This window comes from Bacillus sp. BC05(2025), from assembly GCF_056725905.1.
In genome coordinates this window covers 179,961-205,605 of the sequence record NZ_JBWYRA010000002.1, presented here as the reverse complement: position 1 = coordinate 205,605, position 25,645 = coordinate 179,961, and the positions used below count along the sequence as shown (strand labels likewise).

General features: G+C 36.0%; 30 protein-coding genes. 28 read left to right on the top strand and 2 right to left on the bottom strand.

Translation table 11 applies throughout. The features are described 5' to 3' along the window. Positions 1 to 317: 317 nt before the first annotated feature. The 11 genes from ACZ76X_RS06865 to ACZ76X_RS06815 all read left to right on the top strand — a co-directional run bounded on the left by ACZ76X_RS06865 (position 318) and on the right by ACZ76X_RS06815 (position 8,789). Complete coding sequence (locus ACZ76X_RS06865) at positions 318 to 1,580, top strand: tetratricopeptide repeat protein (protein WP_098670516.1); 1,263 nt, start codon at positions 318 to 320, stop codon at positions 1,578 to 1,580. Between the two features lie 73 nt (positions 1,581 to 1,653). Next, positions 1,654 to 2,190: a ReoY family proteolytic degradation factor gene (locus tag ACZ76X_RS06860; protein WP_001095922.1), complete on the top strand. Its 537-nt coding sequence runs from the start codon at positions 1,654 to 1,656 to the stop codon at positions 2,188 to 2,190. Positions 2,191 to 2,343: 153 nt separating this feature from the next. Continuing rightward, on the top strand, positions 2,344 to 2,799 hold the full coding sequence (locus ACZ76X_RS06855) for a YpiF family protein (RefSeq protein WP_479850005.1): 456 nt from the start codon (positions 2,344 to 2,346) through the stop codon (positions 2,797 to 2,799). Positions 2,800 to 2,942: 143 nt separating this feature from the next. Next, complete coding sequence (gene qcrA, locus ACZ76X_RS06850) at positions 2,943 to 3,455, top strand: menaquinol-cytochrome c reductase iron-sulfur subunit (RefSeq protein ID WP_001290418.1); 513 nt, start codon at positions 2,943 to 2,945, stop codon at positions 3,453 to 3,455. Continuing rightward, positions 3,456 to 4,130, top strand: coding sequence for a menaquinol-cytochrome c reductase cytochrome b subunit (gene qcrB, locus ACZ76X_RS06845; protein ID WP_000932700.1), 675 nt, complete (start codon positions 3,456 to 3,458; stop codon positions 4,128 to 4,130). It begins immediately after the preceding gene. Between the two features lie 43 nt (positions 4,131 to 4,173). Next, positions 4,174 to 4,941: a menaquinol-cytochrome c reductase cytochrome b/c subunit gene (gene qcrC / locus ACZ76X_RS06840; protein WP_000554603.1), complete on the top strand. Its 768-nt coding sequence runs from the start codon at positions 4,174 to 4,176 to the stop codon at positions 4,939 to 4,941. Between the two features lie 122 nt (positions 4,942 to 5,063). Beyond that, entirely contained in the window at positions 5,064 to 5,654 is a 591-nt protein-coding gene (lhaT, locus tag ACZ76X_RS06835; protein WP_479850004.1) for a lipoprotein heptaprenylglyceryl N-acetyltransferase LhaT, read from the top strand. Positions 5,655 to 5,679: 25 nt separating this feature from the next. Next, positions 5,680 to 6,366, top strand: a complete 687-nt coding sequence (gene lit, locus ACZ76X_RS06830; protein WP_479850003.1) for a lipoprotein intramolecular transacylase Lit — start codon at positions 5,680 to 5,682, stop codon at positions 6,364 to 6,366. 107 nt (positions 6,367 to 6,473) lie between these two features. Continuing rightward, entirely contained in the window at positions 6,474 to 7,262 is a 789-nt protein-coding gene (gene ypjB, locus ACZ76X_RS06825; RefSeq protein ID WP_479850002.1) for a sporulation protein YpjB, read from the top strand. Positions 7,263 to 7,366: 104 nt separating this feature from the next. Beyond that, the gene (locus ACZ76X_RS06820) at positions 7,367 to 8,047 is read left to right on the top strand and encodes a zinc metallopeptidase (RefSeq protein ID WP_000499536.1); all 681 of its coding nucleotides are present in this window, start codon (positions 7,367 to 7,369) and stop codon (positions 8,045 to 8,047) included. A gap of 100 nt (positions 8,048 to 8,147) precedes the next feature. Beyond that, positions 8,148 to 8,789 carry a uracil-DNA glycosylase gene (locus tag ACZ76X_RS06815; protein WP_479850001.1) on the top strand — a complete coding sequence of 214 codons (642 nt, stop codon included), beginning with the start codon at positions 8,148 to 8,150 and terminating at the stop codon, positions 8,787 to 8,789. Between the two features lie 28 nt (positions 8,790 to 8,817). Here ACZ76X_RS06815 and ACZ76X_RS06810 read toward each other — a convergent pair whose 3' ends face one another. Continuing rightward, complete coding sequence (locus ACZ76X_RS06810; RefSeq protein ID WP_000203308.1) at positions 8,818 to 9,699, bottom strand: YitT family protein; 882 nt, start codon at positions 9,697 to 9,699, stop codon at positions 8,818 to 8,820. 385 nt (positions 9,700 to 10,084) lie between these two features. On the opposite strand from ACZ76X_RS06810, the gene ACZ76X_RS06805 reads away from it, so the two are divergent. The 7 genes from ACZ76X_RS06805 to ACZ76X_RS06775 are packed head-to-tail and all read left to right on the top strand — an operon-like array spanning position 10,085 to position 15,639. Next, the gene (locus ACZ76X_RS06805; RefSeq protein WP_001992677.1) at positions 10,085 to 10,426 is read left to right on the top strand and encodes a nucleotide pyrophosphohydrolase; all 342 of its coding nucleotides are present in this window, start codon (positions 10,085 to 10,087) and stop codon (positions 10,424 to 10,426) included. Beyond that, the gene (dapB, locus tag ACZ76X_RS06800; protein WP_479850000.1) at positions 10,426 to 11,226 is read left to right on the top strand and encodes a dihydrodipicolinate reductase; all 801 of its coding nucleotides are present in this window, start codon (positions 10,426 to 10,428) and stop codon (positions 11,224 to 11,226) included. The genes ACZ76X_RS06805 and dapB overlap by 1 nt, the downstream gene beginning before the upstream one ends. A 14-nt stretch (positions 11,227 to 11,240) precedes the next feature. Beyond that, positions 11,241 to 11,636 (top strand): methylglyoxal synthase, encoded by a 396-nt coding sequence (mgsA, locus tag ACZ76X_RS06795; RefSeq protein ID WP_000684765.1) that lies wholly within the window; start codon positions 11,241 to 11,243, stop codon positions 11,634 to 11,636. Positions 11,637 to 11,647: 11 nt separating this feature from the next. After that, on the top strand, positions 11,648 to 12,352 hold the full coding sequence (bshB1, locus tag ACZ76X_RS06790; RefSeq protein WP_479849999.1) for a bacillithiol biosynthesis deacetylase BshB1: 705 nt from the start codon (positions 11,648 to 11,650) through the stop codon (positions 12,350 to 12,352). Then, a complete protein-coding gene (gene bshA / locus ACZ76X_RS06785) occupies positions 12,349 to 13,494 on the top strand; it encodes an N-acetyl-alpha-D-glucosaminyl L-malate synthase BshA (protein ID WP_479849998.1) in 1,146 nt (381 codons plus the stop codon). The genes bshB1 and bshA overlap by 4 nt, the downstream gene beginning before the upstream one ends. Further along, entirely contained in the window at positions 13,481 to 14,674 is a 1,194-nt protein-coding gene (locus ACZ76X_RS06780) for a CCA tRNA nucleotidyltransferase (protein WP_479849997.1), read from the top strand. The genes bshA and ACZ76X_RS06780 overlap by 14 nt, the downstream gene beginning before the upstream one ends. Beyond that, on the top strand, positions 14,659 to 15,639 hold the full coding sequence (locus tag ACZ76X_RS06775) for a biotin--[acetyl-CoA-carboxylase] ligase (protein ID WP_098670507.1): 981 nt from the start codon (positions 14,659 to 14,661) through the stop codon (positions 15,637 to 15,639). The genes ACZ76X_RS06780 and ACZ76X_RS06775 overlap by 16 nt, the downstream gene beginning before the upstream one ends. Before the next feature lie 26 nt (positions 15,640 to 15,665). Here ACZ76X_RS06775 and ACZ76X_RS06770 read toward each other — a convergent pair whose 3' ends face one another. Next, complete coding sequence (locus ACZ76X_RS06770) at positions 15,666 to 16,055, bottom strand: cupredoxin domain-containing protein (protein ID WP_479849996.1); 390 nt, start codon at positions 16,053 to 16,055, stop codon at positions 15,666 to 15,668. Between the two features lie 409 nt (positions 16,056 to 16,464). Between ACZ76X_RS06770 and panB the strand changes: the two genes are divergently transcribed. The 10 genes from panB to ACZ76X_RS06720 all read left to right on the top strand — a co-directional run bounded on the left by panB (position 16,465) and on the right by ACZ76X_RS06720 (position 25,630). Beyond that, the gene (gene panB / locus ACZ76X_RS06765; protein WP_098670505.1) at positions 16,465 to 17,301 is read left to right on the top strand and encodes a 3-methyl-2-oxobutanoate hydroxymethyltransferase; all 837 of its coding nucleotides are present in this window, start codon (positions 16,465 to 16,467) and stop codon (positions 17,299 to 17,301) included. Further along, on the top strand, positions 17,301 to 18,149 hold the full coding sequence (panC, locus tag ACZ76X_RS06760; RefSeq protein WP_479849995.1) for a pantoate--beta-alanine ligase: 849 nt from the start codon (positions 17,301 to 17,303) through the stop codon (positions 18,147 to 18,149). The genes panB and panC overlap by 1 nt, the downstream gene beginning before the upstream one ends. Before the next feature lie 12 nt (positions 18,150 to 18,161). Next, positions 18,162 to 18,545, top strand: coding sequence for an aspartate 1-decarboxylase (gene panD, locus ACZ76X_RS06755; RefSeq protein ID WP_000490177.1), 384 nt, complete (start codon positions 18,162 to 18,164; stop codon positions 18,543 to 18,545). A gap of 128 nt (positions 18,546 to 18,673) precedes the next feature. After that, positions 18,674 to 21,478 (top strand): ATP-dependent DNA helicase DinG, encoded by a 2,805-nt coding sequence (gene dinG / locus ACZ76X_RS06750; RefSeq protein WP_479849994.1) that lies wholly within the window; start codon positions 18,674 to 18,676, stop codon positions 21,476 to 21,478. 250 nt (positions 21,479 to 21,728) lie between these two features. Continuing rightward, entirely contained in the window at positions 21,729 to 21,899 is a 171-nt protein-coding gene (locus ACZ76X_RS06745) for a YpmA family protein (protein ID WP_000358352.1), read from the top strand. Between the two features lie 7 nt (positions 21,900 to 21,906). Further along, entirely contained in the window at positions 21,907 to 22,410 is a 504-nt protein-coding gene (locus ACZ76X_RS06740) for a cell wall elongation regulator TseB-like domain-containing protein (RefSeq protein ID WP_479849993.1), read from the top strand. An 18-nt stretch (positions 22,411 to 22,428) separates the two neighbouring features. Beyond that, on the top strand, positions 22,429 to 23,616 hold the full coding sequence (gene aspB / locus ACZ76X_RS06735; protein ID WP_097817822.1) for an aspartate transaminase AspB: 1,188 nt from the start codon (positions 22,429 to 22,431) through the stop codon (positions 23,614 to 23,616). A gap of 121 nt (positions 23,617 to 23,737) precedes the next feature. Continuing rightward, on the top strand, positions 23,738 to 24,445 hold the full coding sequence (gene dnaD / locus ACZ76X_RS06730) for a DNA replication protein DnaD (protein ID WP_098670501.1): 708 nt from the start codon (positions 23,738 to 23,740) through the stop codon (positions 24,443 to 24,445). 15 nt (positions 24,446 to 24,460) lie between these two features. Continuing rightward, the gene (nth, locus tag ACZ76X_RS06725) at positions 24,461 to 25,108 is read left to right on the top strand and encodes an endonuclease III (protein ID WP_098670500.1); all 648 of its coding nucleotides are present in this window, start codon (positions 24,461 to 24,463) and stop codon (positions 25,106 to 25,108) included. A gap of 3 nt (positions 25,109 to 25,111) precedes the next feature. Continuing rightward, the gene (locus ACZ76X_RS06720) at positions 25,112 to 25,630 is read left to right on the top strand and encodes a YpoC family protein (RefSeq protein ID WP_479849992.1); all 519 of its coding nucleotides are present in this window, start codon (positions 25,112 to 25,114) and stop codon (positions 25,628 to 25,630) included. The last annotated feature ends 15 nt before the right edge of the window (positions 25,631 to 25,645 follow it).

Here is a 25,645-nt window from a genome sequence, read left to right as displayed (position 1 = left end):
TTTATTTAAACAAAGAAGAACTGTAAAGAGTTCGTGCGGGCTAATAATTAATAAGGGAAGTTATTTGCACGGTAATGAAAGAAAACGGTACAATAGAAAGTAGTAATGCGGTATCGGTGTCATATTCGAATCGTTATGAGTGAAAGTACAAGAAGAAGTATGCCCTTTCTAAAGGTTGCGTTGTTACACCTAGTTGCTTATGATAAAGTGAAACTTTAATGAGTGAGGGGATGCTCATCCCCTCACTCATTATTAGCCCGTACCAATCGGGATACATGAACAGAAAAGAATATTTTTTAGAACTAAAGGAGACGTTTATGCAAAAGTTTGAACAAGCTGTTTCATATATTGAAAATGGTGAAGCGGAAAAAGGATTACAACTATTAAAAGAACAATTAAAAATTGCGAATGATGAAGAGAAGTATGATATCGCTCGCTATTATCATACACTGGGATTTACGGATGAGGCGTTATCTATTACAGAAGACTTACGTTTATTGTATCCAGAAGAAAGTGAATTCACTGTGTTTTTAGCAGAATTATATATTGATCTAGACAAAGAAGATGAAGCGATTGAAGTACTTCATGATATTCCAGAAAATGATGATTTATATGTCCAATCGTTATTACTTGTTGCGGATTTATTCCAAATGCAAGGTTTTGATGATGTAGCAGAACAAAAACTATTAAAGGCGAAAGAAATGATGCCTGACGAGCCCGTTATTACGTTTGGATTAGCAGAATTATATAGTAGTAAAGGGGAAGAACAAAAGGCAATCGCTCATTATGAGTCGCTATTAGCGGAACATAAAGTAATGGGTGGTGTTGTCATTGCACTTCGCCTTGGAGAAACGTTAAGTGCGATTGGAAATTGGGAAGAAGCGATTTCTTATTATGAAGCAGGTTTAGAGGAACAAAAAGATATTCACTCATTATTTGGATATGCCTTCACGTTATACCAAGGTGAAGAATACCAACGAGCAATTGGTGCTTGGCAAGAACTGAAAGAATTAGATCCTGAGTATGCATCGCTTTACATGTATTTAGCGAAAAGCTATGAAAAAGAAGGGATGCTTCAAGAAAGTTATGAAACACTTCATGAAGGAATTAAAGTAGATGAGCTTTCTGTACCATTTTATGTAGAATTAGCGAACATTGCGGCGAAATTAGGAAAAATAGTGGAAGCAGAGGAAGTACTTCAAAAAGCGCTTGAGTTAGATCCAGGACATTTAGGTGCAACATTAAAATATGCGTACATCTTAAAGGAACAAGAAAAGTATGAAGAGTTAATCGCTGTTGTAGAGCGTGCAATTGATAGTGGAGAACCAGATACACAACTACTTTGGGATCTTGCATTTGCAAAAAAACAATTAGAAATGTATTCGGATGCATTAAAACACTATGAAAGTGCATATACTTCTTTTAAGAATCATCCAGACTTCTTGGAAGAGTACGGTTATTTCTTATTGGAAGAAGGTATGCGAAAAGAGGCGAAAGAAGTATTTACTCAGTTAATACAACTAGACCCGACACAAATTCATATTGAAGAATTGTTATATAATTTAGAGGATTTTTCATAAGTTGGAAGGAAACTGAATGCCGCTTCTTGAATCTAAAAAGAAAAGAGAAAGACAGAGGAGGGACTTAATTGCTATGAATACCCCTGTTTCTGTAAACGAGAAGAAGGATTTTGTAAAATGGTTTTTGAATAATTACCAACTGAAACAGCGTGAATGTGTATGGATTTTGAATTATTTAATGAGTCACGATCAATTGATGCATAAAGTCCACTTCGTAGAGCATGCAAAATATTGTCCGCGTGGCTTAGTGATGTCCGCGAATTGTGTAAAAGATACACCGTTTCACTTTTTTAAACAAAATGTTATGACAACAGATGCTGAAAAATCGTTTCATGATATTCGTTTAAATCGAGATGAGGATATTTATATTCAACTCAATTTTAAATCATCGTTTCAAAATGCCAACTATGTAGCTGTATTAGAAGAAAACCCGTATTTACCAAAGCATATTGAAGTAAATGAAAAAGATCGTTTACTTGCAGAAAGATTTTTAGAAGAAAGTGTATTTTCTTTTAGAAGAGAACGTCTTTTGAAGCAAATTGATGAAGCGCTGGATAAGCAAGATAAGGAAGCGTTTCATAAGTTAACAGCGGAGTTAAAGATGTTATAGAATTCATTTGGATTCATAAAATTTTACAAATTTCAGACTTTTTAAGAAAAACTGCCTTAATATAGGTAGTTTTTCTTTTTTTACCTCTTTTAGTATGGTTTAATATATATAAAGTGAAAGTTCTGTCATTTCCAGAAGAAGGAGGGAAGTAATTTGAAATGGATTGTAAAAGATGTAGAACATTTTGAGCAAGCAAGAGAGTATGTAGATACAGGTGTTATACCACTTTTATCAATTTCAGCAGCAAAAGAAATGAAAATGGTAGTAGAACAAGGTGAATTTATCGAATTGCTGAGTATGGAGCTGGAAAGAGAATATAAAGGAAGGGTGCTTTTGCTACCTGCATTTACGTATTTAGTAGAAAGTCAAAAAAACGAAAAAGGTCGTTTGCAAGAATGGACAAATCATTTACAAGAGCAAGGTTTTAAACATATTGCTTATGTTACAAGTGATTTTTCATGGAAAGAAGATATGCAAGAATTGCAGGGTGATTTATTTTGGTTTCCTTCATTAGCGTTAGAACAATTTAGTGATCAAGCAAAAAGAGAAGTTATTCATGCGCATATAAAAAATATAATGGTGATGTTAGAAGAAAAATGGGGAAAGTAGTAATAAACAGAAAGTTCTTATTATTATGAGTAGTATGATATTGACCTGTGCATGAGCGTATTATATCATGATAGTGTCCTAGTTTTTATTTTTTATATAATTTATCACGAGGGGACAATTTCTGATAGAGGGGGGAAATTTTCGTGAGCGAGAAAGAACATCGTGTGTCAAGAAGACAGTTTTTAAATTACACCCTTACAGGGGTAGGAGGCTTTATGGCAGCGGGTATTTTAATGCCGATGACGCGATTTGCGCTTGATCCGGTGTTAAGAAAAGAAGCGGGAACGGATATGGTTGCTGTTGCGCAAGTAAAGGATATTACAACAGAGCCGAAACGTTTCGACTTTAAGGTGAAGCAGGTTGATGGTTGGTACAAGTCTGAAGAGCCAAAATCAGCGTGGGTTCATAAAGATGAAAGCGGAGACATTGTTGCGTTCTCTCCAGTATGTAAACATTTAGGATGTACAGTTAACTGGAATTCGGACAAAGCACATCCGAATCAATTCTTTTGTCCATGTCACGGGGGTCGTTACACAAAAGACGGGATAAACATTAAAGGCACGCCGCCCCTTGCTCCACTTGATGTATACGAATCTAAAGTGAAAGATGGAACGCTGTATCTAGGAAAAGCGAAGCCAAGAGGGGGTGCAAAGTAGATGTTAAATAAAATTTATGATTGGGTAGATGAAAGGTTAGATATTACACCAATATGGCGTGATATCGCTGATCATGAAGTACCTGAACATGTAAACCCGGCACATCACTTTTCTGCATTCGTTTATTGCTTTGGAGGACTTACCTTTTTCGTTACTGTAATTCAAATTTTATCTGGAATGTTTTTGACGATGTATTATGTGCCTGATATTAAAAATGCTTGGGAATCGGTTTATTATTTACAAAATGAAGTTGCATACGGGCAAATTGTTCGTGGTATGCACCACTGGGGTGCTAGTCTTGTAATTGTAATGATGTTTTTACATACACTTAGAGTTTTCTTCCAGGGTGCGTATAAAAAGCCTCGTGAGCTAAACTGGATTGTTGGTGTTCTTATTTTCTTTGTTATGTTAGGTCTTGGTTTTACCGGATATTTATTACCGTGGGATATGAAAGCGTTATTTGCTACGAAAGTAGGGATTCAAATTGCAGAGCAAACGCCGCTCATTGGTCCTTATATTAAAACATTACTCGCTGGTCATTCCGAAATTGTTGGCGCTCAAACATTAACTCGCTTCTTTGCTATTCACGTCTTCTTCTTACCAGCAGCACTTCTAGGTTTAATGGCCTTCCACTTCATCATGATTCGCAAACAAGGTATTTCCGGTCCACTATAAGAGATTGCTAAATTAAAGGGGAAAGAACTAAAGGAGGGAGATTATGCATCGCGGCAAAGGGATGAAGTTTGTAGGAGATTCTCGGGTACCAGTAGCTCGAAAACCAAATATTCCAAAAGACTATTCTGAATACCCAGGGAAAACAGAAGCATTTTGGCCAAACTTCTTGTTAAAAGAATGGATGGTTGGTGCAGTTTTTTTAATCGGTTATTTATGTTTAACAGTGGCGCATCCGTCACCGCTTGAAAGAATGGCGGATCCAACTGATGCTGGGTATATACCACTTCCAGATTGGTATTTCTTATTCTTGTATCAGTTATTAAAGTATTCTTATGCTTCTGGCTCATTTACTGTAATTGGAGCATTCATTATGCCAGGGATTGCGTTTGGCGCATTACTGTTAGCTCCATTTCTTGATCGAGGTCCAGAAAGACGCCCATTGAAGCGTCCTGTAGCAACGGGATTTATGCTTTTAGCAATTGCATCCATTATCTTTTTAACTTGGGAATCTGTAGCACACCACGACTGGGAAGCTGCAAAAAAACAAGGAGCAATTGTAAAAACAGCACCAGTTGATAAAAATGATGATGGTTATAAATTAATGCAAAAAAATACTTGTTTAACATGTCACGGTGACAATTTACAAGGCGGGGCAGCAGCACCGGCACTGCAAAACTTAACTTTAAAGCCAGAAGAAATTGCTAAGATTGCGAAAGAGGGAAAAGGTTCAATGCCTAAAGGGGTATTTAAAGGTACAGATGAGGAACTGAAGAAGCTTTCGGAATTCGTTGCAAAGTATAATAAAAAATAATAAAAAGCTGACTGCAAAAAAATTGTAGTCAGCTTTTTATTTTGATGAAAGAAAGTTTACTATATAATAGAGTAGAGTTTGAGGAAAGAATGACTTTGTTTGAAAGGTGTTGGACAAACAGCTTGATTTACTTGTATGCAATGTTAAGACAACGCTCCGTATTATTATTTTTATTAATTGTTAACATATTAGGTACAATATACGGATTTATATGGTATGGAAATCAATTAAAAGAAACTTCACCTATATTTTGGCCGTTTGTACCCGATAGTCCTATGGCAAGTCTCTTTTTTGTCTTTGTCTTAATCGCTTTTTTAATAAAGAGAAATTGGGGATTAATAGAGGCGCTAGCGATTGTTACTTTAATAAAATATGGTATATGGGCTGTTGTTGTAAATGGGGTTATGATCTATGTAAAAGGTCCTATTGGTCTTATCGGGTATATGTTAATGCTTTCGCATTTTGCGATGGCAGTACAAGCAGTGTTATATGCACCGTTTTATCGAATGGAAAAATGGCATTTTGCGGTAGCCGCTATATGGACATTACATAATGATGCAATTGATTATTTATTTTGGCAAATGCCGAGATATGGAATTATGCATTTGTTTGTAGGAGAAATTGGTTATTTTACGTTCTGGCTAAGTATTGCTGTGCTTTGTATTACATATTATTATTGCTTACGTGAGAACAGAAAACAGTTTTCTTTATAATCGTTAGAACATGTAGGGGGAAAAAATGAAGAAAAATAAGAGTGGTACAAAAATATTGGATCGATTGATTACGATAGTTGTTTCATATAGCATAGCATTTTCTATATTTGCACTCGCAACAACGGCGGTGGTATACGGAAAATGGCTATATTATTTTGAAATTGATTTTTTAAACATCCCAGACTTAGCGGATATGACGAAGGCTGATATTAAAAGAAATTATGATGTGCTGATCACATATTTATCTCCGTTTTATGACGGAGCATTACAGTTTCCAACATTAGATATGTCTACAAATGGCCGTATTCATTTTGTAGATGTAAAAAATATTTTAGTAAAGATTCAATATGTGATGTATGTGACAATTATGATCGCAATAGCAGGCGGCATTTATTTATTAAAAAAGAAAAATGAAAAGTTTTTACTACACGGATCGATTTTAACAATTCTCTTTCCAATCGCGCTTATGTTACCGATCGCTATTAATTTTGAAAAGAGTTTTGTGTTGTTCCATAAGCTTTTATTCAGCAATGATTATTGGATGTTTGATATTGAAACAGATCCGATTATATTAATGTTACCAGAAGAATTCTTTATGCATGCTGCGTGTGTTATTTTATTATTTATTTTATGTGGCAGCATAATTTGTTTCAGTTTGTATAGATATTTCGTAAAAAAGAAAAAGATTTCAAAGGAAAAATTCTCTGTTTGAAGAGAATTTTTTTGTTTGTAAAACGATAATATATTTTTCGGTCCAGTTCTGTTCTATTCTTGTCCCAATTAACATATTTTGTACTAGTAGTTATAGGGGGGACCGTGATGAAGAGAACATTAATTGGATTGATAGCATTTCTAATTATAATGTTTCCGTTACGTATATATGCTGAAGAGTGGAGTGAACTAACAGGGTTGTTAGATGACTCCTTACAATTAGTGAAGCGTAATGAAGATGAAAAAGCAGTACAAGTATTACAGCATTTCTCGGAGCAGTTTGTCATAAAAGGGAATGAAAAGAAGCAAGAAGTAACGCCAGATCAAGTTAGGGTTATTTCGTTAGCTTACGACAAGGCGCAACAATCTCTCGCGGAAGAAGCTTTAAGTAAACAAGTTAAAATGGATAATGTGTTAGCCCTGCAGCTCGCTGTTGATGCACAAGTATCAAAGTATCAACCACTTTGGATGGAAAGAGAAGGAAAAGTGATGGATGCCTTTTCTCAAATGGAAAAAGCGATGTCAAAAGAAGATACGGGACAGTTTCAACAAACGTTAAACACATTCTTACATGAATTTAACATTATTTATCCAAGCTTAATGATTGCCCTGCCAGAAAACGAAGTGCAACGTGTAAACGCTCATTTATCTTATTTGGATGAATTTCGTAACGTTATGTTAAAAACGAAAGGTGGACAAATGCAATTAGGAATCATTAAAGGGGATTTGCAAAAAATATTTCACACAGTAAAAAAAGATGAAATTGCACCTTCTCTCATTTGGTTTATGACAATTACTGGAGGTCTTATTTTATTCACATTAACTTATGTTGGGTGGAGAAAGTATAAAGGAGAGAGGGAAAAAAGAAAAAGTAATGTACATTCTAAGAATAGATAATGTAATAAATAAAGATTCGGATTGTAAGGTTTATTCATTGACAATGGTGGCAGAAGAAAATAGAATGAGAAGTACTATAATTAAAACTTCAATGGAGGTTCATGATGTTTTATTTAATTTACTTCGCGATCATTTTGATCATACCGTTGTATGCACAGTCAAAGGTACGTAGTGCCTATAGCAAGTATTCACAAGTTTATTCAACATCAGGTATGACAGGAGCAGAAGTGGCTCGGAAAATCTTAGATGAAAATGGATTATACAACGTAGCTGTAGAAGAAACACCAGGTCATTTATCAGACCATTATGATCCAACTGCCAAAACAGTTCGATTATCAACAGATAACTATTACGGTCATTCAGTTGCTGGTACAGCAGTTGCAGCACACGAAGTAGGACACGCAATTCAAGATGCAAAAGATTATAACTTTATGCGTATTCGTCATTCGTTAGTGCCAGTTGCGAACTTTGGATCGAATATTTCTTGGATATTTATTATGATCGGTATTTTTGCATCGATGGCCAACATGATATTTTTAGGTATCATTTTAATGGCAGCAGGTGTTGTGTTCCAACTTGTTACATTACCAGTTGAGTTTGATGCATCAAAGCGTGCGATGCAACAAATTGAAGCGTTAGGTATCGTATCAACAGATGAATATGGGCAAGCTCGTAAAGTATTAAATGCAGCAGCATTAACATATGTAGCAGCTGCAGCCGTAGCGGTATTTGAATTATTACGTCTCGTATTGATTTATACTGGTATGCAGCGTAGCGATGACTAAAGACTATCAATTTTGATAGTCTTTTTTGTTTTATGAATTGAATTATATAATATATGGCAAGTAGCAATAATAGAAGTAATGCGGAAAGGTGGTGGGGCAAATGAAATATCCAAGTCATTTAGTAAAACAAGTGAAAGAACGTAGTGCTCCTTATCAGCTAGAAGGCTTTTTAAGTGGACAAGGTCCTGAAAATCCAAAATTTATGTTGTTAGGAGAAGCGCCTGGTGAAACAGAAATTCATAATAGAATTCCGTTTAGCGGGAGAGCGGGAAAACAATTAATGGGGTTTTTAGAACGTATTCACGTTACAAGGGAAGAAGTATATATTACGAGCGCTGTCCGAAGTAGACCTTATAAGTGGCGAGAGAAAAAAGAACGAACTGGTGAAATCATACAGAAAAAATATAATAGAACACCAAATCAAGGAGAAATACTTGCTCATGCGCCTTTGTTAGATTATGAATTAGAGAAAATAAATCCGAAGCTTATCGTCACCCTTGGAAATATCGGTCTTAAACGTTTAACAGGAAAAAATAAAAAAATAACAGATGTGCACGGACAATTATTAAAACAGCCCATTCAAAAATTAAAGGATATGCAAAGTGCAGAGTTTACATGGTCAGAGCAAGAATATCATATCTTTCCGACTTTTCATCCTGCTTCCATTTTTTATAATCGGAGTTTATTGGAGCTTATTTATGAGGATTTAGATAAACTTAAAAAATATGTAATAAAAAACTAGAAAAGCTAAAAAGCTTTTCTAGTTGCGTTTATGTATGTAACGGATTTTTATTTTCATCTAATGTAAAACCTTCACCAACTACATCATGCACGTCACTTACAGCAACAAAGGCGTGAGGATCTACAGAAGTAATAATGTTTTTTAATTTCACGATTTCATTTTTAGCGACAACGCAATACAATACGTTCCGTTCCACTTTTGTATATGATCCAACAGCTTTTAAAAAAGTTGCTCCGCGCTCCATCTCAGATAAAATTTTGGCAGCAATTTCATCATTTTTATCTGAAATAATCGTTGCTCCTTTTGCCGCATAGGCTCCTTCTTGCATAAAATCAATGACTTTCGCTCCGATAAAAACAGCAACTAACGTATACATGCCTTCGCGGTATGATAAATAGGTAAGAATAGAGACGATAATGACGATAGCATCAAACATAAACATCGTTTTCCCCATACTCCAGCCAACATATTTATGAGCAAGTCTCGCAATAATATCTACACCGCCAGTAGTCCCGCCATATTTAAATATTATGCCAAGACCGATACCAATAAATGCTCCTGCGAATAAAGCCGCGAGTGTCATATCGTTTTGTAAGTTTACATGTAAGTTGAGAACTTCGTAACGCTGAAAAATCCATAGAAATAAAGATACGCTAAAGGTGCCAATTAGTGTATAAATAAATGTCGTTCTTCCAAGTAACTTCCAACCAATAAAAAATATAGGGATATTTAAAATTAAGTTTGAATAAGAAGGATCAAACTTAAATAGAAAATACAATAATAGTGTAATACCGGTAAACCCACCTTCTGCAAGGTGATTTTCAATATTGATATTTACAATACCGAAAGAAAAAATAGCGGAACCGATTAAAATGAAAATGATATTTCTAATCTTCAAATTTGATGTCATATAGAAATCCCCCTAATTATGTAAATGGCATTGCTCCGCTGAAACGGTAAAACATAATGATAAGTAATTTCTAGTTGCTAGTGAAAATAGTAAAGGCTATAAAAAATGATTGGTTTAGGCTGATCTTTTGCGAAAAGCATGCAAAAGAAGTTTCACTTTACCCCGTTCCAACGGCTGGTAGGGGATAAAGCAAGGAAGCAGGGCAAACCAGCCGTAGGAACCCGATTGGTTCAACTAATCTTTTGCGAAAAGCATGCAAAAGAAGTTTCACTTTATTATAGTGTATCCAAAAAAGGGTAGCAAATAGGTGTTTGGCGGGGAATAATATTTGTCAAATCGCGATGAATTGGCTAACATGAAAGAGGAAGGATTAGAGGTGAGTTGTATGGAAGCGAAAACGATGAAGGATATGCAGAAAGAAGTAGATGCATATATTGGTCAGTTTAAAGAAGGTTATTTTAGTCCACTTGCAATGATGGCTCGTTTAACGGAAGAAATGGGGGAGCTTGCAAGAGAGGTGAATCATTATTATGGTGAGAAGCCGAAGAAAACAACTGAAACAGAACGTAGTATTGAAGAAGAGCTTGGAGATGTATTATTTGTTATGATTTGTATGGCAAATAGTTTAAATATTGATTTAGAAACAGCACATAACATTGTAATGAATAAATTTAATACTCGTGATAAAGATCGCTGGACACGTATTGATGAGGGAGAGAAAGAATAATGAAAGAAATTAAAGTAATTATCGCTGGACCAAGAGGTCGTATGGGACATGAAGCAGTCCTTCTTATGGAAAGAACAGAACATTTTAATTTAGTAGCAGCAGTGGATTATAAGCATGGTGGAGAGAAAATCTCTGATTTACCGGGCATGCCACCGCTAGATGCACCTATTTACGCAGATTTACATACTTGTTTAGAGGAAGTAGAAGCTGATGTGTTGTTAGATTTAACAACGCCAGAAGTTGGGAAACAACACGTTACATTAGCAGTTGAGCATGGACTTCGTTCTGTTATTGGTACAACTGGATTTACAGAAGAAGAACTAAAGCAATTAACAGAGAATGCGAAAGAAAAAGCAGTAGGAACAATTATCGCTCCAAACTTTGCCATTGGTGCAGTTCTTATGATGAAATTCTCACAAATGGCAGCGAAGTACTTCCAAGATGTTGAAGTAATTGAATTGCATCATGATCAAAAATTAGATGCACCATCTGGTACAGCGGTAAAAACAGTAGAATTAATTCGTCAAAATCGTGAATCAAAGCAGCAAGGTCATCCGAATGAAGTAGAGCAACTAGAAGGTGCTCGTGGTGCAAATGTAGACGGCATTCACATTCATAGTGTACGTTTACCAGGACTTATTGCACACCAAGAAGTAATGTTTGGTGGGGACGGACAAATGTTAACGGTTCGCCATGATTCATTCAATCGTGCATCATTTATGTCTGGTGTAAAACTATCAATTGAGACAGTAATGAATCTAGATCATCTTGTGTACGGTTTAGAAAATATTATCGACTAAAGGGGAGACAACGGATGAAAATTGCCTTAATCGCACATGACAAAAAGAAAAATGACATGGTTTCGTTTGCATACGCATATAAACCAATTTTTGAACAACATGAATTATTTGCAACAGGAACGACAGGGCTTCGTATCATGGAAGCGACCGGTTTAGTTGTAACGAGATATCAATCTGGTCCTCTTGGAGGCGATCAAGAAATTGGTGCAATGATTGCAAAAAATGATTTAGACATGGTAATTTTCTTCCGCGATCCATTAACAGCACAGCCGCATGAACCGGATGTGAATGCGTTGCTTCGTTTATGTGATGTATATGCGATTCCGCTTGCAACGAATATGGCAAGTGCTGAAATGTTAATGCACGCATTAGAGCGAGGAGATTTAGATTACCGCAAGTTAAGAAAATGAGGGGAACAATTATGAGTGGATTACATATATTAGCGTTTGGTGCTCATGCCGATGATGTTGAAATCGGCATGGCTGGTACCATTGCTAAATATACGAAGCTAGGGTATGAAGTAGGTATTTGTGATTTAACAGAAGCTGATCTTTCTTCTAATGGAACGATAGAGTTAAGAAAAGAAGAAGCTAAGGCGGCGGCTCGTATAATAGGAGTAAAAACGAGACTAAATTTAGCGATGCCAGACCGTGGTTTGTATATGAAAGAAGAGTATATACGTGAAATTGTAAAGGTGATTCGTACATATAAACCAAAACTAGTTTTTGCACCGTATTATGAAGATCGTCATCCAGATCATGCAAATTGTGCAAAACTTGTGGAAGAAGCTATTTTTTCAGCTGGAATTCGTAAATATATGCCAGAGATCCCGCCACATCGTGTGGATTCTTTTTATCATTATATGATTAATGGTTTTCATAAACCGAATTTCTGTATAGATATTAGTGAATACGTATCGCAAAAGGTGGAAGCACTAGAAGCGTATGAAAGTCAATTTTCAACAGGGAGTGATGGTGTGAAAACGCCGTTAACAGAAGGTTACGTTGAAACTGTAGTCGCTCGTGAGAAGATGTTTGGAAAAGAAGTTGGAGTCTTATATGCCGAAGGATTTATGAGTAAGAAACCGGTTTTATTACATGCTGATTTAATAGGGGGATGTAAATGAAATTAAAAATAGGTATTACATGTTATCCTTCTGTAGGTGGTTCTGGTGTTGTTGGAACAGAATTAGGAAAGCAATTAGCGGAACGCGGGCATGAAATTCATTTTATTACATCGGGTTTACCATTCCGGTTAAATAAAGTGTATCCAAACATTTATTTTCATGAAGTGACGGTAAATCAATACTCTGTATTTCAATATCCACCGTACGATTTAGCATTAGCGAGTAAAATGGCAGAGGTTGCACAAAGAGAAAACTTAGACATTTTACATGTGCATTACGCAATACCACATGCCATTTGTGCTTATTTAGCAAAACAAATGATTGGAGAGCGTATTAAAATTGTTACAACCTTGCATGGTACAGATATTACTGTGTTAGGTTCCGACCCTTCGTTAAATAATTTAATACGTTTTGGCATTGAGCAATCCGATGTTGTGACGGCTGTCTCGCATTCATTAATTAACGAAACGTATGAGCTTGTAAAACCAAATAAAGACATTCAAACGGTATATAACTTTATAGACGAACGTGTATATTTCAAGCGTGATATGACTCAATTAAAGAAAGAATACGGTATAAGTGAAAGTGAAAAGATACTCATTCATATTTCAAATTTCCGTAAAGTGAAACGTGTGCAAGATGTTGTGCAGGCATTTGCTAAAATTGTTACAGAAGTAGATGCGAAGTTGCTTCTTGTTGGAGATGGACCAGAATTTTGCACGATTTTACAGTTGGTGAAAAATTTACATATTGAAGATCGCGTCTTATTCTTAGGGAAGCAAGATAATGTTGCGGAGCTACTTGCGATGAGTGATTTAATGTTACTTCTATCAGAGAAAGAGAGTTTTGGTCTTGTTTTATTAGAAGCGATGGCGTGTGGTGTACCTTGTATTGGAACAAGGGTTGGAGGTATTCCAGAAGTCATTCAACATGGTGAAACAGGATATTTATGTGAAGTTGGCGATACGACGGGAGTGGCAAATCAAGCCATTCAGTTATTAAAGGATGAAGAACTTCACCGTAATATGGGAGAGCGAGCAAGAGCAAGTGTTTACGAGCAGTTCCGCTCTGAAAAAATCGTCTCACAATATGAAACGATTTACTATGATGTACTAAGGGATGACAAAAATGAAAAGATTTAAAAAAGCTAGTTCTATTATTGAGACTTTAAAGCAAAAAGGGCATGAGGCCTATTTTGTCGGCGGAAGCGTACGAGATCTTATTATTGATAGGCCGATTGGAGATATTGACATTGCGACATCTGCTTTACCAGAAGAAGTGATGGCTATATTTCCAAGACATGTTCCTGTTGGTCTTGAGCATGGAACTGTAATTGTAGTAGAAAATGGTGAACCTTATGAGGTAACCACGTTTCGAACAGAGAGCGAATATGAAGATTTTCGAAGACCTAGTAGTGTTCAATTTGTTCGTTCATTAGAAGAGGATTTAAAACGTCGTGATTTCACAATGAATGCAATTGCTATGACAGAAGAAGGCGAAATGGTTGATTTATTTGCTGGGCAGGAAGCGATTCAAAAGAGAGAAATTGTGACAGTTGGAAATGCTGCGGATCGTTTTCAAGAAGATGCCCTGCGAATGATGCGTGGTATTCGGTTCGTAAGTACGTTAGGTTTTTCTTTAGAAATGAAAACGAAACAAGCAATTGAAACATATGGACATTTACTTGAACATATAGCAATTGAGCGAATTACAGTGGAGTTTGAGAAACTGTTAACTGGCACATACTGCGTGAAGGGTTTGCAACAATTAGTAGAAACGAAGCTCTTTTCTCATCTGCCATATTTACAAATGTCAGAAGAGAGATTGTTACAAGCTACGCAGTATAAATGGGATTCTTTTGAAACAGACATTGAGGCATGGGCATTTTTCTTATATTGCATCGGGGAAGAACATCCATCTGTCTTTTTACGTCAATGGAAGTTTTCGAATAAAAAAATAAAAGATATCGTCGCAGTTTTATTAACAATCCGTACGAGAAAGGAGAAGGATTGGGATACAGTTCTTCTTTATAAAACGGGAATTCATATCGCTGAAATGGCAGAAAGAGTATATGAAGCGATGATTGAAAGCTATGATCATACATCTGTGAAACGAGTACAAACGTTGTTTGAAGCATTGCCAATCAAGAATCGCCAAGAAATGAATGTGACTGGGAATGATTTATTAAACTGGGCAAATAAAAAGCCAGGTCCGTGGGTTGCTGAAATGATTCAAAAAATTGAAGAAGCAATTGTACAAGGAAATGTAGTGAATGAGAAAGAGTGTATAAGGGAGTGGCTGCAAGAATGCAATCTACTATAAGAAAGCAGTTATTGCAAGTTTTTTCAGAAGCGGATGGCGAATTTGTATCTGGCCAAACGATTAGTGATAAGCTTGGTTGTTCAAGAACCGCTGTGTGGAAACATATGGAGGACCTTCGGAATGAGGGGTATGAACTTGAAGCTGTGCGTCGATTAGGTTATCGAATTGCAGGTAAGCCAGACAAAGTAACTGCTAATGAAATTCAGTTAGGGTTACAAACGAAACATATCGGTAGAACGGTATATTTCGAGGAATCTGTTGAATCTACGCAGCATATTGCAGCAAAACTTGCTTATGAAGGTGCAGAAGAAGGAACGATTGTTGTGGCAGAAGAACAAACATCGGGCAGAGGTCGTTTAAGCAGGAAATGGTATTCACCGAAAGGAACAGGAATTTGGATGAGTATTATTTTACGTCCATCAATCCCGGTTCATCATGCACCACAACTTACTTTGTTAGCAGCTGTTAGCGTTGCACAAGCAATTGAAAAGTGCACGGGTGTAAACGTAGGAATAAAATGGCCAAATGATATTTTAATTCAAGGTAAAAAGGCTGTAGGAATATTAACAGAAATGCAAGCTGATCCTGATAAAATTAATGCTGTCATTATGGGGATTGGCATTAATGCGAATCAAAAGCAAGAGCATTTTGATGAGGAAATTCAGCATATTGCTACTTCTTTAGCGATTGAATCTGGTAAGCCAATTGTTCGCGCAGAGCTTATGCAACAAATCTTTTTACAACTAGAAAAATTATATGAAGCGTATTTACAAAATGGTTTCCCTGTCATTAAAATCCTTTGGGAAAGTTATGCTGTGAGCATCGGGAAAGAAATTACCGCTCGAACGATGAGAGAGACAATTACAGGGATAGCAAAAGGAATTACAGAGAATGGAGTATTGCTCCTCGAGGACCATGAAGGGAAATTACATCATATTCATTCTGCGGATATCGAAATTAAGTAAAAGAAGTTCCTATTAGGAACTTCTTTTTATTTGACGATTACTTTGCCTACCATTCCTTTAAGGAGATGGTACCGACATATTAATTCATATGTACCAGCACTTGTAGGTTTCACGGTAATATTTTTTTCTTTTCCGGGCTCGACTACGACATCAATTCCGAGTGTTTTTACTGTAAAGGTGTGCTCGCTTTTACCTTTGTTTTTCAAAAGTAATGTTGTGGATTGTTCGATTGGAATCGTGATGACATTAGGGTTAAAGTAATCATCATTCAGTTCAACCTCAATTACTTTCGTTGAATCGATAGGTTGTGTCACGACGTTAACTGAAGCAAATACATGGAAGGAGCTAAACGTTATCATCCCTATAATTATCACAAGAAAACCGGTAAGTCGAAATAACCATTTGTTCATAGACATTCGCAATTCTCCTTTTATAAGTATGTTTCCTCCATTAACCTGCATCATTATTTGAAGAGTTATACTATGCATGTAAATTAAGCTATTTATCTTTCTATAATGGAGTGATGTGTAGAAATTTCACATACCGTAATAGAATTAAAAATTATTTTTTCAAAAAAATGTAGTAATTCCTTTTTGGAGTTTGCTATAATTAGTTCGAATATGGGCAGTATCAGAGCGAACTGCACCATCATTCAAAGCAATACGAAAAATAATAACTTGGATTCTGCCTTGATCCAATAACGGACTGGGACAGAGGGATGAATAATGCCGACTAACACACAACCCTTCTGCCCTTTTATGGCCAGAGGGGTTTTTTATATGATTTCGGCCATCTCCTCTCTCCTGCATAAAGGAGGAGTAGTTTTTGAAAACAAAAACAGATTTTTTGAAGATGAAAGAGCAAGGTGAGCCGATTACAATGCTAACGGCGTATGATTATCCATCTGCTAAGTTAGCAGAAGAAGCTGAAGTTGATATGATTCTAGTTGGAGATTCTCTGGGGATGGTTGTGCTCGGTTATGATTCAACAGTACCTGTAACAGTAGAGGATATGATTCATCATACGAAAGCTGTACGCCGGGGGGCAAAAGAGACGTTTATTGTAACTGATATGCCATTTATGTCGTATCATGTGTCGCCTCAAGATACGATGGTGAATGCACGTCGCATCGTTCAAGAGAGCGGTGCTCATGCATTGAAGGTAGAAGGTGCAGGAGAAGTGATATCAACGATTCATTACTTAACAAATGCGGGGATTCCTGTTGTAGCGCACTTAGGCTTAACTCCTCAATCTGTAGGAGTACTAGGTGGATATAAAGTGCAAGGAAAAGATGCTGAAAGTGCAAAAAAATTAATAGAAGATGCAAAGAGATGTGAGGAAGCTGGTGCGATAGCGCTTGTGTTAGAATGTGTGCCAATGCAGTTAGCAGAATTAATTTCCAAGCAACTAACAATTCCGACGATTGGAATTGGAGCAGGGCAAAAAGTAGATGGGCAAGTACTCGTTTATCATGATCTTATTTCATACGGCGTAAATCGTGTTCCAAAATTTGTGAAGCAATATACGTCTGTTCAAGAGGAGATTGTGAGAGGAATTTCACAATATGTTACTGAAGTAAAGACAGGACAATTTCCAGAAGAAAAACATTCATTCACAATGAAAGAGGAAGAATGCTTAGCGTTATACGGAGGAAACCAATAATGAAAATTGTAACTACAGTGCAAGAGATGCAGCAAATTACAAACGAACTGCGTGCAAGTGGAAAAAGTATTGGTTTTGTCCCAACGATGGGTTATTTGCATGAAGGCCATGCGACTTTATTACGTCAGGCAAGAGAAGAAAATGAAATTGTAGTGTTAAGCGTGTTTGTTAATCCGCTACAGTTTGGACCGAATGAAGATTTAGATCGATACCCTCGTGATATTGATAGGGATGAAAATGTAGCAAAAGAAAACGGTGTAGATTATTTATTTTATCCGAGCGTGGAAGAAATGTATCCAGCAGAACAAACGACAACAGTTGAAGTTGTAAAGCGTACCGATGTATTATGTGGCAAACAAAGACCGGGTCATTTTGCTGGTGTTGCGACTGTACTAATGAAACTATTTAATATTACATTACCAACGCGTGCTTATTTCGGTATGAAAGATGCACAGCAAGTTGCTGTCATTGAAGGGTTTGTAGCTGATTTTAACATTCCGGTTACAATCGTACCAGTAGATATTGTAAGGGAAGAAGATGGATTAGCGAAAAGTTCTCGTAACGTGTATTTGTCACAAGAAGAGCGTGAAGAAGCTCCTCATTTATACCGTAGTCTATGTATAGCGAAAGAAAGAATTGAGGCAGGAGAACGTAATGCAGAAATCATTACAACACTTGTGAAAGAGTATATTGAGACGCATACGCAAGGCACTGTAGATTATGCTGATTTATATGCATATCCTTCACTACAAGTAATGGATAAAATTGAAGGGCAAATCATTTTAGCAATCGCAGTTAAATTTGAAAATGTACGATTAATTGACAATATAACAGTAACGGTTAAATAAGGGGGAGCATCTATGTTTCGCACAATGATGAGAGCGAAGTTACATCGCGCAACAGTAACAGAGGCAAATTTAAATTATGTAGGTAGTATTACAATTGATGAAGATTTAATGGATGCAGTAAATATTGTAGAAAATGAAAAAGTACAAATTGTAAATAACAATAATGGTGCTCGTTTAGAGACATATGTTATTAAGGGAGAACGCGGTAGCGGTGTTGTGTGTTTAAATGGTGCAGCTGCAAGGCTTGTGCAACCAGGGGATAAAGTTATTATTATTTGCTACGGTCTAGTGGCAGAAGAAAATATCCATAAACAAGAGCCTAAAATTGCAGTATTAGACGATAATAATCAAATTATTGAAATGTTAGGTGCTGAAAAAGCAGGTACGATTTTATAAGTAAGAAGGCTATCTCTATTACGGAGATAGCTTTTTTGTGCATCTTTTCATTAAGATGAGATAAAACGTGGTATAGTAACATTATATAATTTTCTGTTTGATAGGTAAGAAATTGAGGTGTTACATATATGAGTAAGCGTTATGTCGTTGTGGATTTGGAGACGACAGGGAACTCCTGGAAGGATGGGAAAGATAAAATCACCCAAATTGCAGCTGTTGTAGTGGAAGATGGAGAAATATTAGAGATTTTTTCATCTTTTATTAATCCGAAGAGAGAGATTCCGCCATTTATTACAGAGTTAACAGGGATTGATGAGAGTATGGTTAAGCAAGCCCCGTTATTTCAAGATGTAGCCCCGATGGTTGTTGAGCTATTACAAGGTGCAGCTTTTGTTGCACATAACGTTCACTTTGATTGGAATTTTTTAACGGAAGAATTAAGGCAGGCTGGATATACAGAAATACATTGTCCAAAAGTTGATACAGTTGAGTTAGCGCAAATTCTTTTGCCGACGGCTGATAGTTATAAATTACGTGATTTAGCTAAACAACACGAACTAGAGCACGACCAACCGCATCGTGCGGATAGTGATGCTCTTGCAACAGCGGAATTGTTTTTACAATTTTTAAATGAGATTGAGAAGTTACCACTTGTCACCTTGCAATCGCTTTATGAATTGAGTGATGTTTTTCAAAGTGATATAGCGGATGTACTTTCTGAAAATATTTTAAAGAAAATGATGCATGGTAAAGAAGGGGCAGAAGGATATGAAGTGTATCGAAATATTGCGCTTCGAAAACGGAATTATTCTTTAAACCTCAGTGAAACATGCTCATTAAAATTTGATGCTTTCTTGCATAAGACTATTGATAAACTTGAGTTAAATATGCCGAAGTTTGAAAAAAGAGAAAGCCAACAGATTATGATGAAGGAAATATATACAGCACTAAGAGATTCGAGGTTTTCACTAATTGAAGCGGGAACAGGAACAGGGAAGACTCTTGCATATTTACTTCCGAGTATTTATTTTGCAAAGAAAAAAGAAGAACCTGTCATCATAAGTACCCAAACTGTACAATTACAACAACAAATACTAGAAAAAGAAATTCCGTTATTACAGAAAATAATGCCATTTTCATTTGAAGTAGCTCTTCTGAAAGGAAGAAAACATTATCTTTGTCTACATAAATTTGAATATGCTTTGCAAGAGGAAGAGAAAAATTATGATATGGCGCTCACAAAGGCAAAAATTTTAGTGTGGTTATTGCAAACGGAAACGGGCGATCGTGATGAATTAAATATTCCTGAGGGCGGAAAGTTACTTTGGAACCGTATTTGTAGTGATGTACATAGTCCAGGCGGAATGCAAAGTAACTGGTTTAGTCGTTGTTTTTATCAACGAGCAAAGAATAAAGCATTATTTGCAGATATCGTTATTACAAATCATGCGTTATTATTTCAAGATTTTTCAAGTGAAGAACCACTGTTTGCTTCGTGTGAACATATTATTTTTGATGAGGCGCATCATATTGAGGAAGCGGCAAGTAGAACATTAGGTGAACAGTTCTCCTGTATGTATTTTCAGCTAGTTTTATCTCGTCTTGGTACGTTAGAAACAGATGATGTACTTTCAAAAGTATATAAAATGATGAAAAAATCTGAACAAGCCTCTCGCTCAACTTTCCGTATGGTAAGTCATAGCTTGAAGGAATTGAAATTTGATGCGGATGAGTTATTCCAAATGTTACGTGCTTTCATCTTTAAACAAACAAAGCAGGAACAAGGGATAAGCAACATGCCACTCATTTATCGATATAACACGGAAGTAGAGAAAGGTAAGCTATGGGATAGTATTACCGAGTTAACAAATCGTTTTGTATATGATGTAAGAAAATTATTAACTACACTTGAGAAGCAAGTTGAAATATTGCAAAGTAAATTAGAGTGGGAGATGCATGTTGTTACAGGTGAATTTATGCATTTAATTGAGTTGTTGAGAAAGATGGCACAATCTTTACAGTTACTCATTTTAGAAAAAAATTCATATGTGACATGGATGGAAACTGAAACAAAGGGAACAATTCATTCAACAGTTTTATATGGGCAGCCTGTACATATTGGTGAAAGATTTGCTGATGAATTTTTAACAGAGAAAAAGAGTGTTATTTTCACATCTGCAACGTTAACAGTAAACGATTCATTTGACTATATAAAAGAAGAGCTAGGTCTATATGATTTTGCTCCAAATACATTACAGGTCCCGTCACCATTTCGTTTTGAAGAGCAGATGAAATTAATGGTTTCAACGGATGTGCCTTTTATTAAACAAGCAAGTAATGAAGAATATATAGCATCTGTGTCGGCACATATTGCAAAAATAGCGAAAGCTACAGAAGGTAGAATGCTTGTTTTGTTCACTTCATATGAAATGTTGAAAGAAGCATATACGAATTTGAAAGATGATGAGGAATTAGAAGGATATTTATTATTAACGCAAAGTGTGAATAATAAGAGCAGAAGTCGTCTTATTCGTAAATTTCAAGAGTTTGATAAATCAATTTTGTTAGGAACAAGTAGTTTTTGGGAAGGGATAGACATACCTGGAGATGCCCTTAGTTGTCTTGTTATTGTCCGCCTTCCTTTTACGCCTCCTCATCAACCGATGATGGAAGCAAAAGGAGAATGGTTAAAAAATCAAGGAGAGGACGTATTCGCTAAGTTGGCACTCCCGCAAGCAATACTGCGATTCAAACAAGGATTTGGTCGTCTTATTAGAACAAGTACAGATACCGGGACGGTGTTTGTATTAGATCGTCGTTTGACAAGCGCTTCCTACGGAAAACGTTTTTTACAATCAATCCCAATTGTCCCGCTCTATGAAGGCCCTCTAGAAGAATTATTAGAACAAGTAAAGGGACGGCCAACTGAATAAAATTGGAAGAAAAAATACGCCTGAAGTACGTTTACACTTCAGGCGTAAAAAATGTGGGTAGGAGGAATTTTATTTTTCTTACTTCTTGTATACAAAATGTATTGGTTTTCGACTTGAAACCTTTTTTTGCTGTACATGTCCTGCTATAATAGATGGGTGATGAAGCAGGGGTTGTAAAGAATGTACTCTTATTGTAACCGCATTGCGTTCTTCTATAATTAGAAATTTTTGTGTAACGGAGGAGTTTTTCATGGATAAGAAAATCGAAGTCCTATCAACAACGCGTATTAAATATTCGTCTGACTTGTATAAAATTGTTGATAGTTTGAATCGTACGTTAAAAGAGCAGGACCTCATGTTCGGATTAGCATTAGACGAAAAAGATAAAGAAACAGCTGTATTTACGATTTACAGAACGTAGTGATACAATGAAAAAGTGGATCTTTGCAATCGTTATCGTAATCGTTGCTAGCGGAATATATGGGGCGTATGTTTATAATAAAGCAATGGAAAAGAAAATCCCTAAAGAGGCAAAATCTGTAGAAATTGCCAAAGAAAAGGCAAAGCTTACAAAAGTAAAATCTGTGGATTATTATAACGGAGAATCTTCATATACAGTCGTACAAGGTACAGATGAAAAAGGAGAACAACTTATCGTTTGGGTGCCTGAGAAAAAAGGGGAAACTATAGTAAGGAAAAAGAGTGAAGGTATTTCTGAAAAAGAGGCTTTACAAAGAACGGTTGAACAAGTCGGAGATGATAGTAAAGAGCCCAAAAGTAAGCCTAAAGAAATTTTAAAAGTAAAATTAGGCTTTGAAAACAATATACCATTATGGGAAGTTACATATATTGATGATGAAAATCGTTATAGTTATTACTATCTTGCATTTAAAGATGGTCAGTTTTTACGACGATACAGCATTGAAAAATAGATGTAGGGGGAACTACAAATGAAATTAGCAAAGCGAGTAGCTGCTTTAACACCATCTGCAACTTTAGAAATTACAGCAAAGGCACAAGCATTAAAAGCAGAAGGTCATGATGTAATTGGATTAGGGGCAGGAGAACCTGACTTTAATACGCCAGAACATATTATGGATGCTGCACATAAAGCGATGTTAGAAGGACATACGAAGTATACACCAACAGGTGGATTACAAGCGTTAAAACAAGAAATTGTGAAGAAGTTTACTCGCGATCAAGGAATTGCGTATGATCCGTCTGAAATTATTGTATGTAACGGTGCAAAACATGCATTATATACATTATTCCAAGTGTTACTTGATGAAGGAGATGAAGTTATCATCCCAACGCCTTACTGGGTAAGTTATCCGGAACAAGTAAAGCTTGCTGGTGGTAAGCCCGTTTATGTAGAAGGTCTTGAAGACAATGAATACAAAATTACAGCGAAGCAGCTGCGTGAGGCAATTACAGAGAAAACGAAAGCAGTTATTATTAATTCACCGAGCAATCCAACAGGAATGATTTACAGCAAAGAAGAATTACAACAGCTTGGAGAAGTATGTTTAGAACATGATATTTTAATCGTTTCAGATGAAATTTATGAAAAATTAATTTATGGTGGAGCAGAATATACTTCGGTTGCCCAGCTTTCTAATGCATTAAAAGAACAAACACTTATTATTAATGGTGTATCTAAATCTCATTCTATGACAGGATGGCGTATTGGATATGCAGCAGGAAATAAGCAGCTTATTAAAGCGATGACGAACTTAGCGAGTCATAGTACGTCAAACCCTACTTCAATCGCTCAATACGGCGCAATCGCGGCATATGCAGGCTCACAAGAACCTGTAGAAACAATGCGTCAAGCATTTGAAGAGAGATTAAACATTATTTATGATAAATTAATTCAAATCCCTGGCTTTACTTGCATTAAACCACAAGGTGCATTTTACTTATTCCCTAATGTAAAAGAAGCCGTAGCTTTATCAGGATACGAAAACGTTGATGATTGGGCAAAAGCTCTATTAGAAGAGGAAAAAGTGGCTCTTGTACCAGGTACAGGATTTGGTGCTCCAAATAACGTTCGCTTATCATATGCGACATCTCTTGAACAAGTAGAGAAAGCATTAGAACGCATTCATACGTTTATGAAAAGTAAAGTGCAAGCTTAATTGTATATTTTATTAACGCAATACAAAAAACCTTCCTACATAATAGGGGGGTTTTTTTGACGAATTGTGGCAAAAAGAAATAGCGAAAGGTGTGTTATACTAGAGAGCGAGGTGTTTGGTGATGAAAAAGAAAATGATGTTACAATGGTTTGAGCAGGGAAGCATTGCAATTCCAAAATTACTTATGATGCATTATAAAAAATTAGGGTTAAATGAAACTGAATTTATGGTTGTACTTCATGTACACACATTTTTAGAGTCGGGCAATTCGTTTCCAACTCCGTCAGAGATTTCAGAACGGATGACGATTAGTGAAATGAAATGTATGGAAGTCATTCAGGCATTGATTCAAAAAGGTTTTTTATCATTAGAAGGTGGACAAAAGTCAGAAGCGATGATGTGTGAAAGTTATTCTTTACAACCGCTCTGGGAAAAAATATTGCATTTCTTAATGAATGAATCAATAGAGGAAGAACAAAAAGAAATAAAACAATTGCAAGTAAATTTATATACAGTGTTTGAAAGGGAATTTGGAAGACCACTTTCTCCATTTGAATGTGAGACGTTGGGAATGTGGGAAGATCAAGATCAACATCATCCGAATTTAATTCAAGCGGCCCTTAGGGAAGCTGTAATGAGTGGTAAGCTAAATTTCAGATATATTGATCGTATTTTATTTGAGTGGAAAAAGAATGGTATTAAAACAGTAGATCAAGCCCAAAATCAAGGACGAAAGTTTAGAGCAAATCAACAACGAACGCAGCAAACGACAAAACAAGAGACGAAATTTACTGGGAAAGTGCCTTTTTATAATTGGTTGGAGCAGTAATATAGGAGGAAGTATATGTTAAATAAAACGCAAATTCGCTATTGTTTAGACACGATGGCGGATATGTATCCAGAAGCACATTGTGAATTAATTCATGATAATCCTTTTGAATTAGTAATCGCGGTAGCACTATCTGCACAATGTACAGATGCACTTGTAAATAAAGTGACGAAAAATTTATTTCAAAAATATAAAACACCAGAAGATTATTTAAGTGTATCTTTAGAAGAGTTACAACAAGATATACGTTCTATTGGGTTGTATAGAAATAAAGCAAAAAACATTCAAAAATTGTGTCAGATGTTGCTGGATGATTATAATGGAAAAGTTCCAGAAGACCGTGACGAGTTGACGAAATTACCAGGAGTAGGGAGAAAAACAGCAAATGTAGTTGTTTCGGTAGCGTATGGCATCCCGGCAATTGCTGTTGATACGCATGTAGAAAGAGTGAGTAAACGGTTAGCGATTTGTAGATGGAAAGATTCGGTGTTAGAAGTAGAAAAGACATTAATGAAGAAAGTTCCAATGGATGAATGGGGCGTTACACATCACCGTATGATTTTCTTTGGACGTTATCACTGTAAAGCACAACGACCACAATGTGAAGAATGCCCTTTACTAGAAATTTGTCGTGAAGGAAAGAAGCGAATGAAGGGGAAATAAAGGATGGAACGAGTGATAGAAATACCGAAAGAATTTCGATGCTTGCCATTTTTTAAAGAAAGTATACATTCGATTGCATATTATACAGAACAGTCTTTTGAAGAAATCATACAACATACTTATTTTATATATGATATAGAAAGACAATATGAGCCGTGGAATGAAATTGAAAAAAGTATTCCAGTACTATTGAATGTATGGAAAAGTAAGCATGAAGACATTGCTACACTATTTCGAAATAGAAATAAGCAAGAAGCGGAAGGCCCAATGATTCTTTTTGCAGCGCATTTGTTATCAATTGTATATTGGTTAAATGAGCAACCTATTCATAGTTTGAACAAAATGGAAGATTACACGAGTATGTTGGAAGTACAACCAGTGAATTTTATAGAGCGCTATTCGTTCATTATAAAGAAACCGAATAATTATCATTCTTATATTCAGTTAGCGCAGTTGTATATTGAAATAGAAAAGCTATATGTAAAGAAAATGATAACAAAAAAGAAGTCCTTTTCTCGTTAAGAGAAAAGGACTTCT

Bases quoted from the DNA above. Each gene is read 5' to 3' on its own strand.
- ACZ76X_RS06865 (WP_098670516.1), top strand. From the start codon at position 318: ATGCAAAAGTTTGAACAAGCTGTTTCATATATTGAAAATGGTGAAGCG.
- ACZ76X_RS06860 (WP_001095922.1), top strand. From the start codon at position 1,654: ATGAATACCCCTGTTTCTGTAAACGAGAAGAAGGATTTTGTAAAATGG.
- qcrB (WP_000932700.1), top strand. From the start codon at position 3,456: ATGTTAAATAAAATTTATGATTGGGTAGATGAAAGGTTAGATATTACA.
- qcrC (WP_000554603.1), top strand. From the start codon at position 4,174: ATGCATCGCGGCAAAGGGATGAAGTTTGTAGGAGATTCTCGGGTACCA.
- lit (WP_479850003.1), top strand. From the start codon at position 5,680: ATGAAGAAAAATAAGAGTGGTACAAAAATATTGGATCGATTGATTACG.
- ypjB (WP_479850002.1), top strand. From the start codon at position 6,474: ATGAAGAGAACATTAATTGGATTGATAGCATTTCTAATTATAATGTTT.
- ACZ76X_RS06820 (WP_000499536.1), top strand. From the start codon at position 7,367: ATGTTTTATTTAATTTACTTCGCGATCATTTTGATCATACCGTTGTAT.
- ACZ76X_RS06815 (WP_479850001.1), top strand. From the start codon at position 8,148: ATGAAATATCCAAGTCATTTAGTAAAACAAGTGAAAGAACGTAGTGCT.
- ACZ76X_RS06810 (WP_000203308.1), bottom strand. From the start codon at position 9,699: ATGACATCAAATTTGAAGATTAGAAATATCATTTTCATTTTAATCGGT.
- ACZ76X_RS06805 (WP_001992677.1), top strand. From the start codon at position 10,085: ATGGAAGCGAAAACGATGAAGGATATGCAGAAAGAAGTAGATGCATAT.
- dapB (WP_479850000.1), top strand. From the start codon at position 10,426: ATGAAAGAAATTAAAGTAATTATCGCTGGACCAAGAGGTCGTATGGGA.
- mgsA (WP_000684765.1), top strand. From the start codon at position 11,241: ATGAAAATTGCCTTAATCGCACATGACAAAAAGAAAAATGACATGGTT.
- bshB1 (WP_479849999.1), top strand. From the start codon at position 11,648: ATGAGTGGATTACATATATTAGCGTTTGGTGCTCATGCCGATGATGTT.
- bshA (WP_479849998.1), top strand. From the start codon at position 12,349: ATGAAATTAAAAATAGGTATTACATGTTATCCTTCTGTAGGTGGTTCT.
- ACZ76X_RS06780 (WP_479849997.1), top strand. From the start codon at position 13,481: ATGAAAAGATTTAAAAAAGCTAGTTCTATTATTGAGACTTTAAAGCAA.
- ACZ76X_RS06775 (WP_098670507.1), top strand. From the start codon at position 14,659: ATGCAATCTACTATAAGAAAGCAGTTATTGCAAGTTTTTTCAGAAGCG.
- ACZ76X_RS06770 (WP_479849996.1), bottom strand. From the start codon at position 16,055: ATGTCTATGAACAAATGGTTATTTCGACTTACCGGTTTTCTTGTGATA.
- panC (WP_479849995.1), top strand. From the start codon at position 17,301: ATGAAAATTGTAACTACAGTGCAAGAGATGCAGCAAATTACAAACGAA.
- panD (WP_000490177.1), top strand. From the start codon at position 18,162: ATGTTTCGCACAATGATGAGAGCGAAGTTACATCGCGCAACAGTAACA.
- dinG (WP_479849994.1), top strand. From the start codon at position 18,674: ATGAGTAAGCGTTATGTCGTTGTGGATTTGGAGACGACAGGGAACTCC.
- ACZ76X_RS06745 (WP_000358352.1), top strand. From the start codon at position 21,729: ATGGATAAGAAAATCGAAGTCCTATCAACAACGCGTATTAAATATTCG.
- ACZ76X_RS06740 (WP_479849993.1), top strand. From the start codon at position 21,907: ATGAAAAAGTGGATCTTTGCAATCGTTATCGTAATCGTTGCTAGCGGA.
- aspB (WP_097817822.1), top strand. From the start codon at position 22,429: ATGAAATTAGCAAAGCGAGTAGCTGCTTTAACACCATCTGCAACTTTA.
- dnaD (WP_098670501.1), top strand. From the start codon at position 23,738: ATGAAAAAGAAAATGATGTTACAATGGTTTGAGCAGGGAAGCATTGCA.
- nth (WP_098670500.1), top strand. From the start codon at position 24,461: ATGTTAAATAAAACGCAAATTCGCTATTGTTTAGACACGATGGCGGAT.
- ACZ76X_RS06720 (WP_479849992.1), top strand. From the start codon at position 25,112: ATGGAACGAGTGATAGAAATACCGAAAGAATTTCGATGCTTGCCATTT.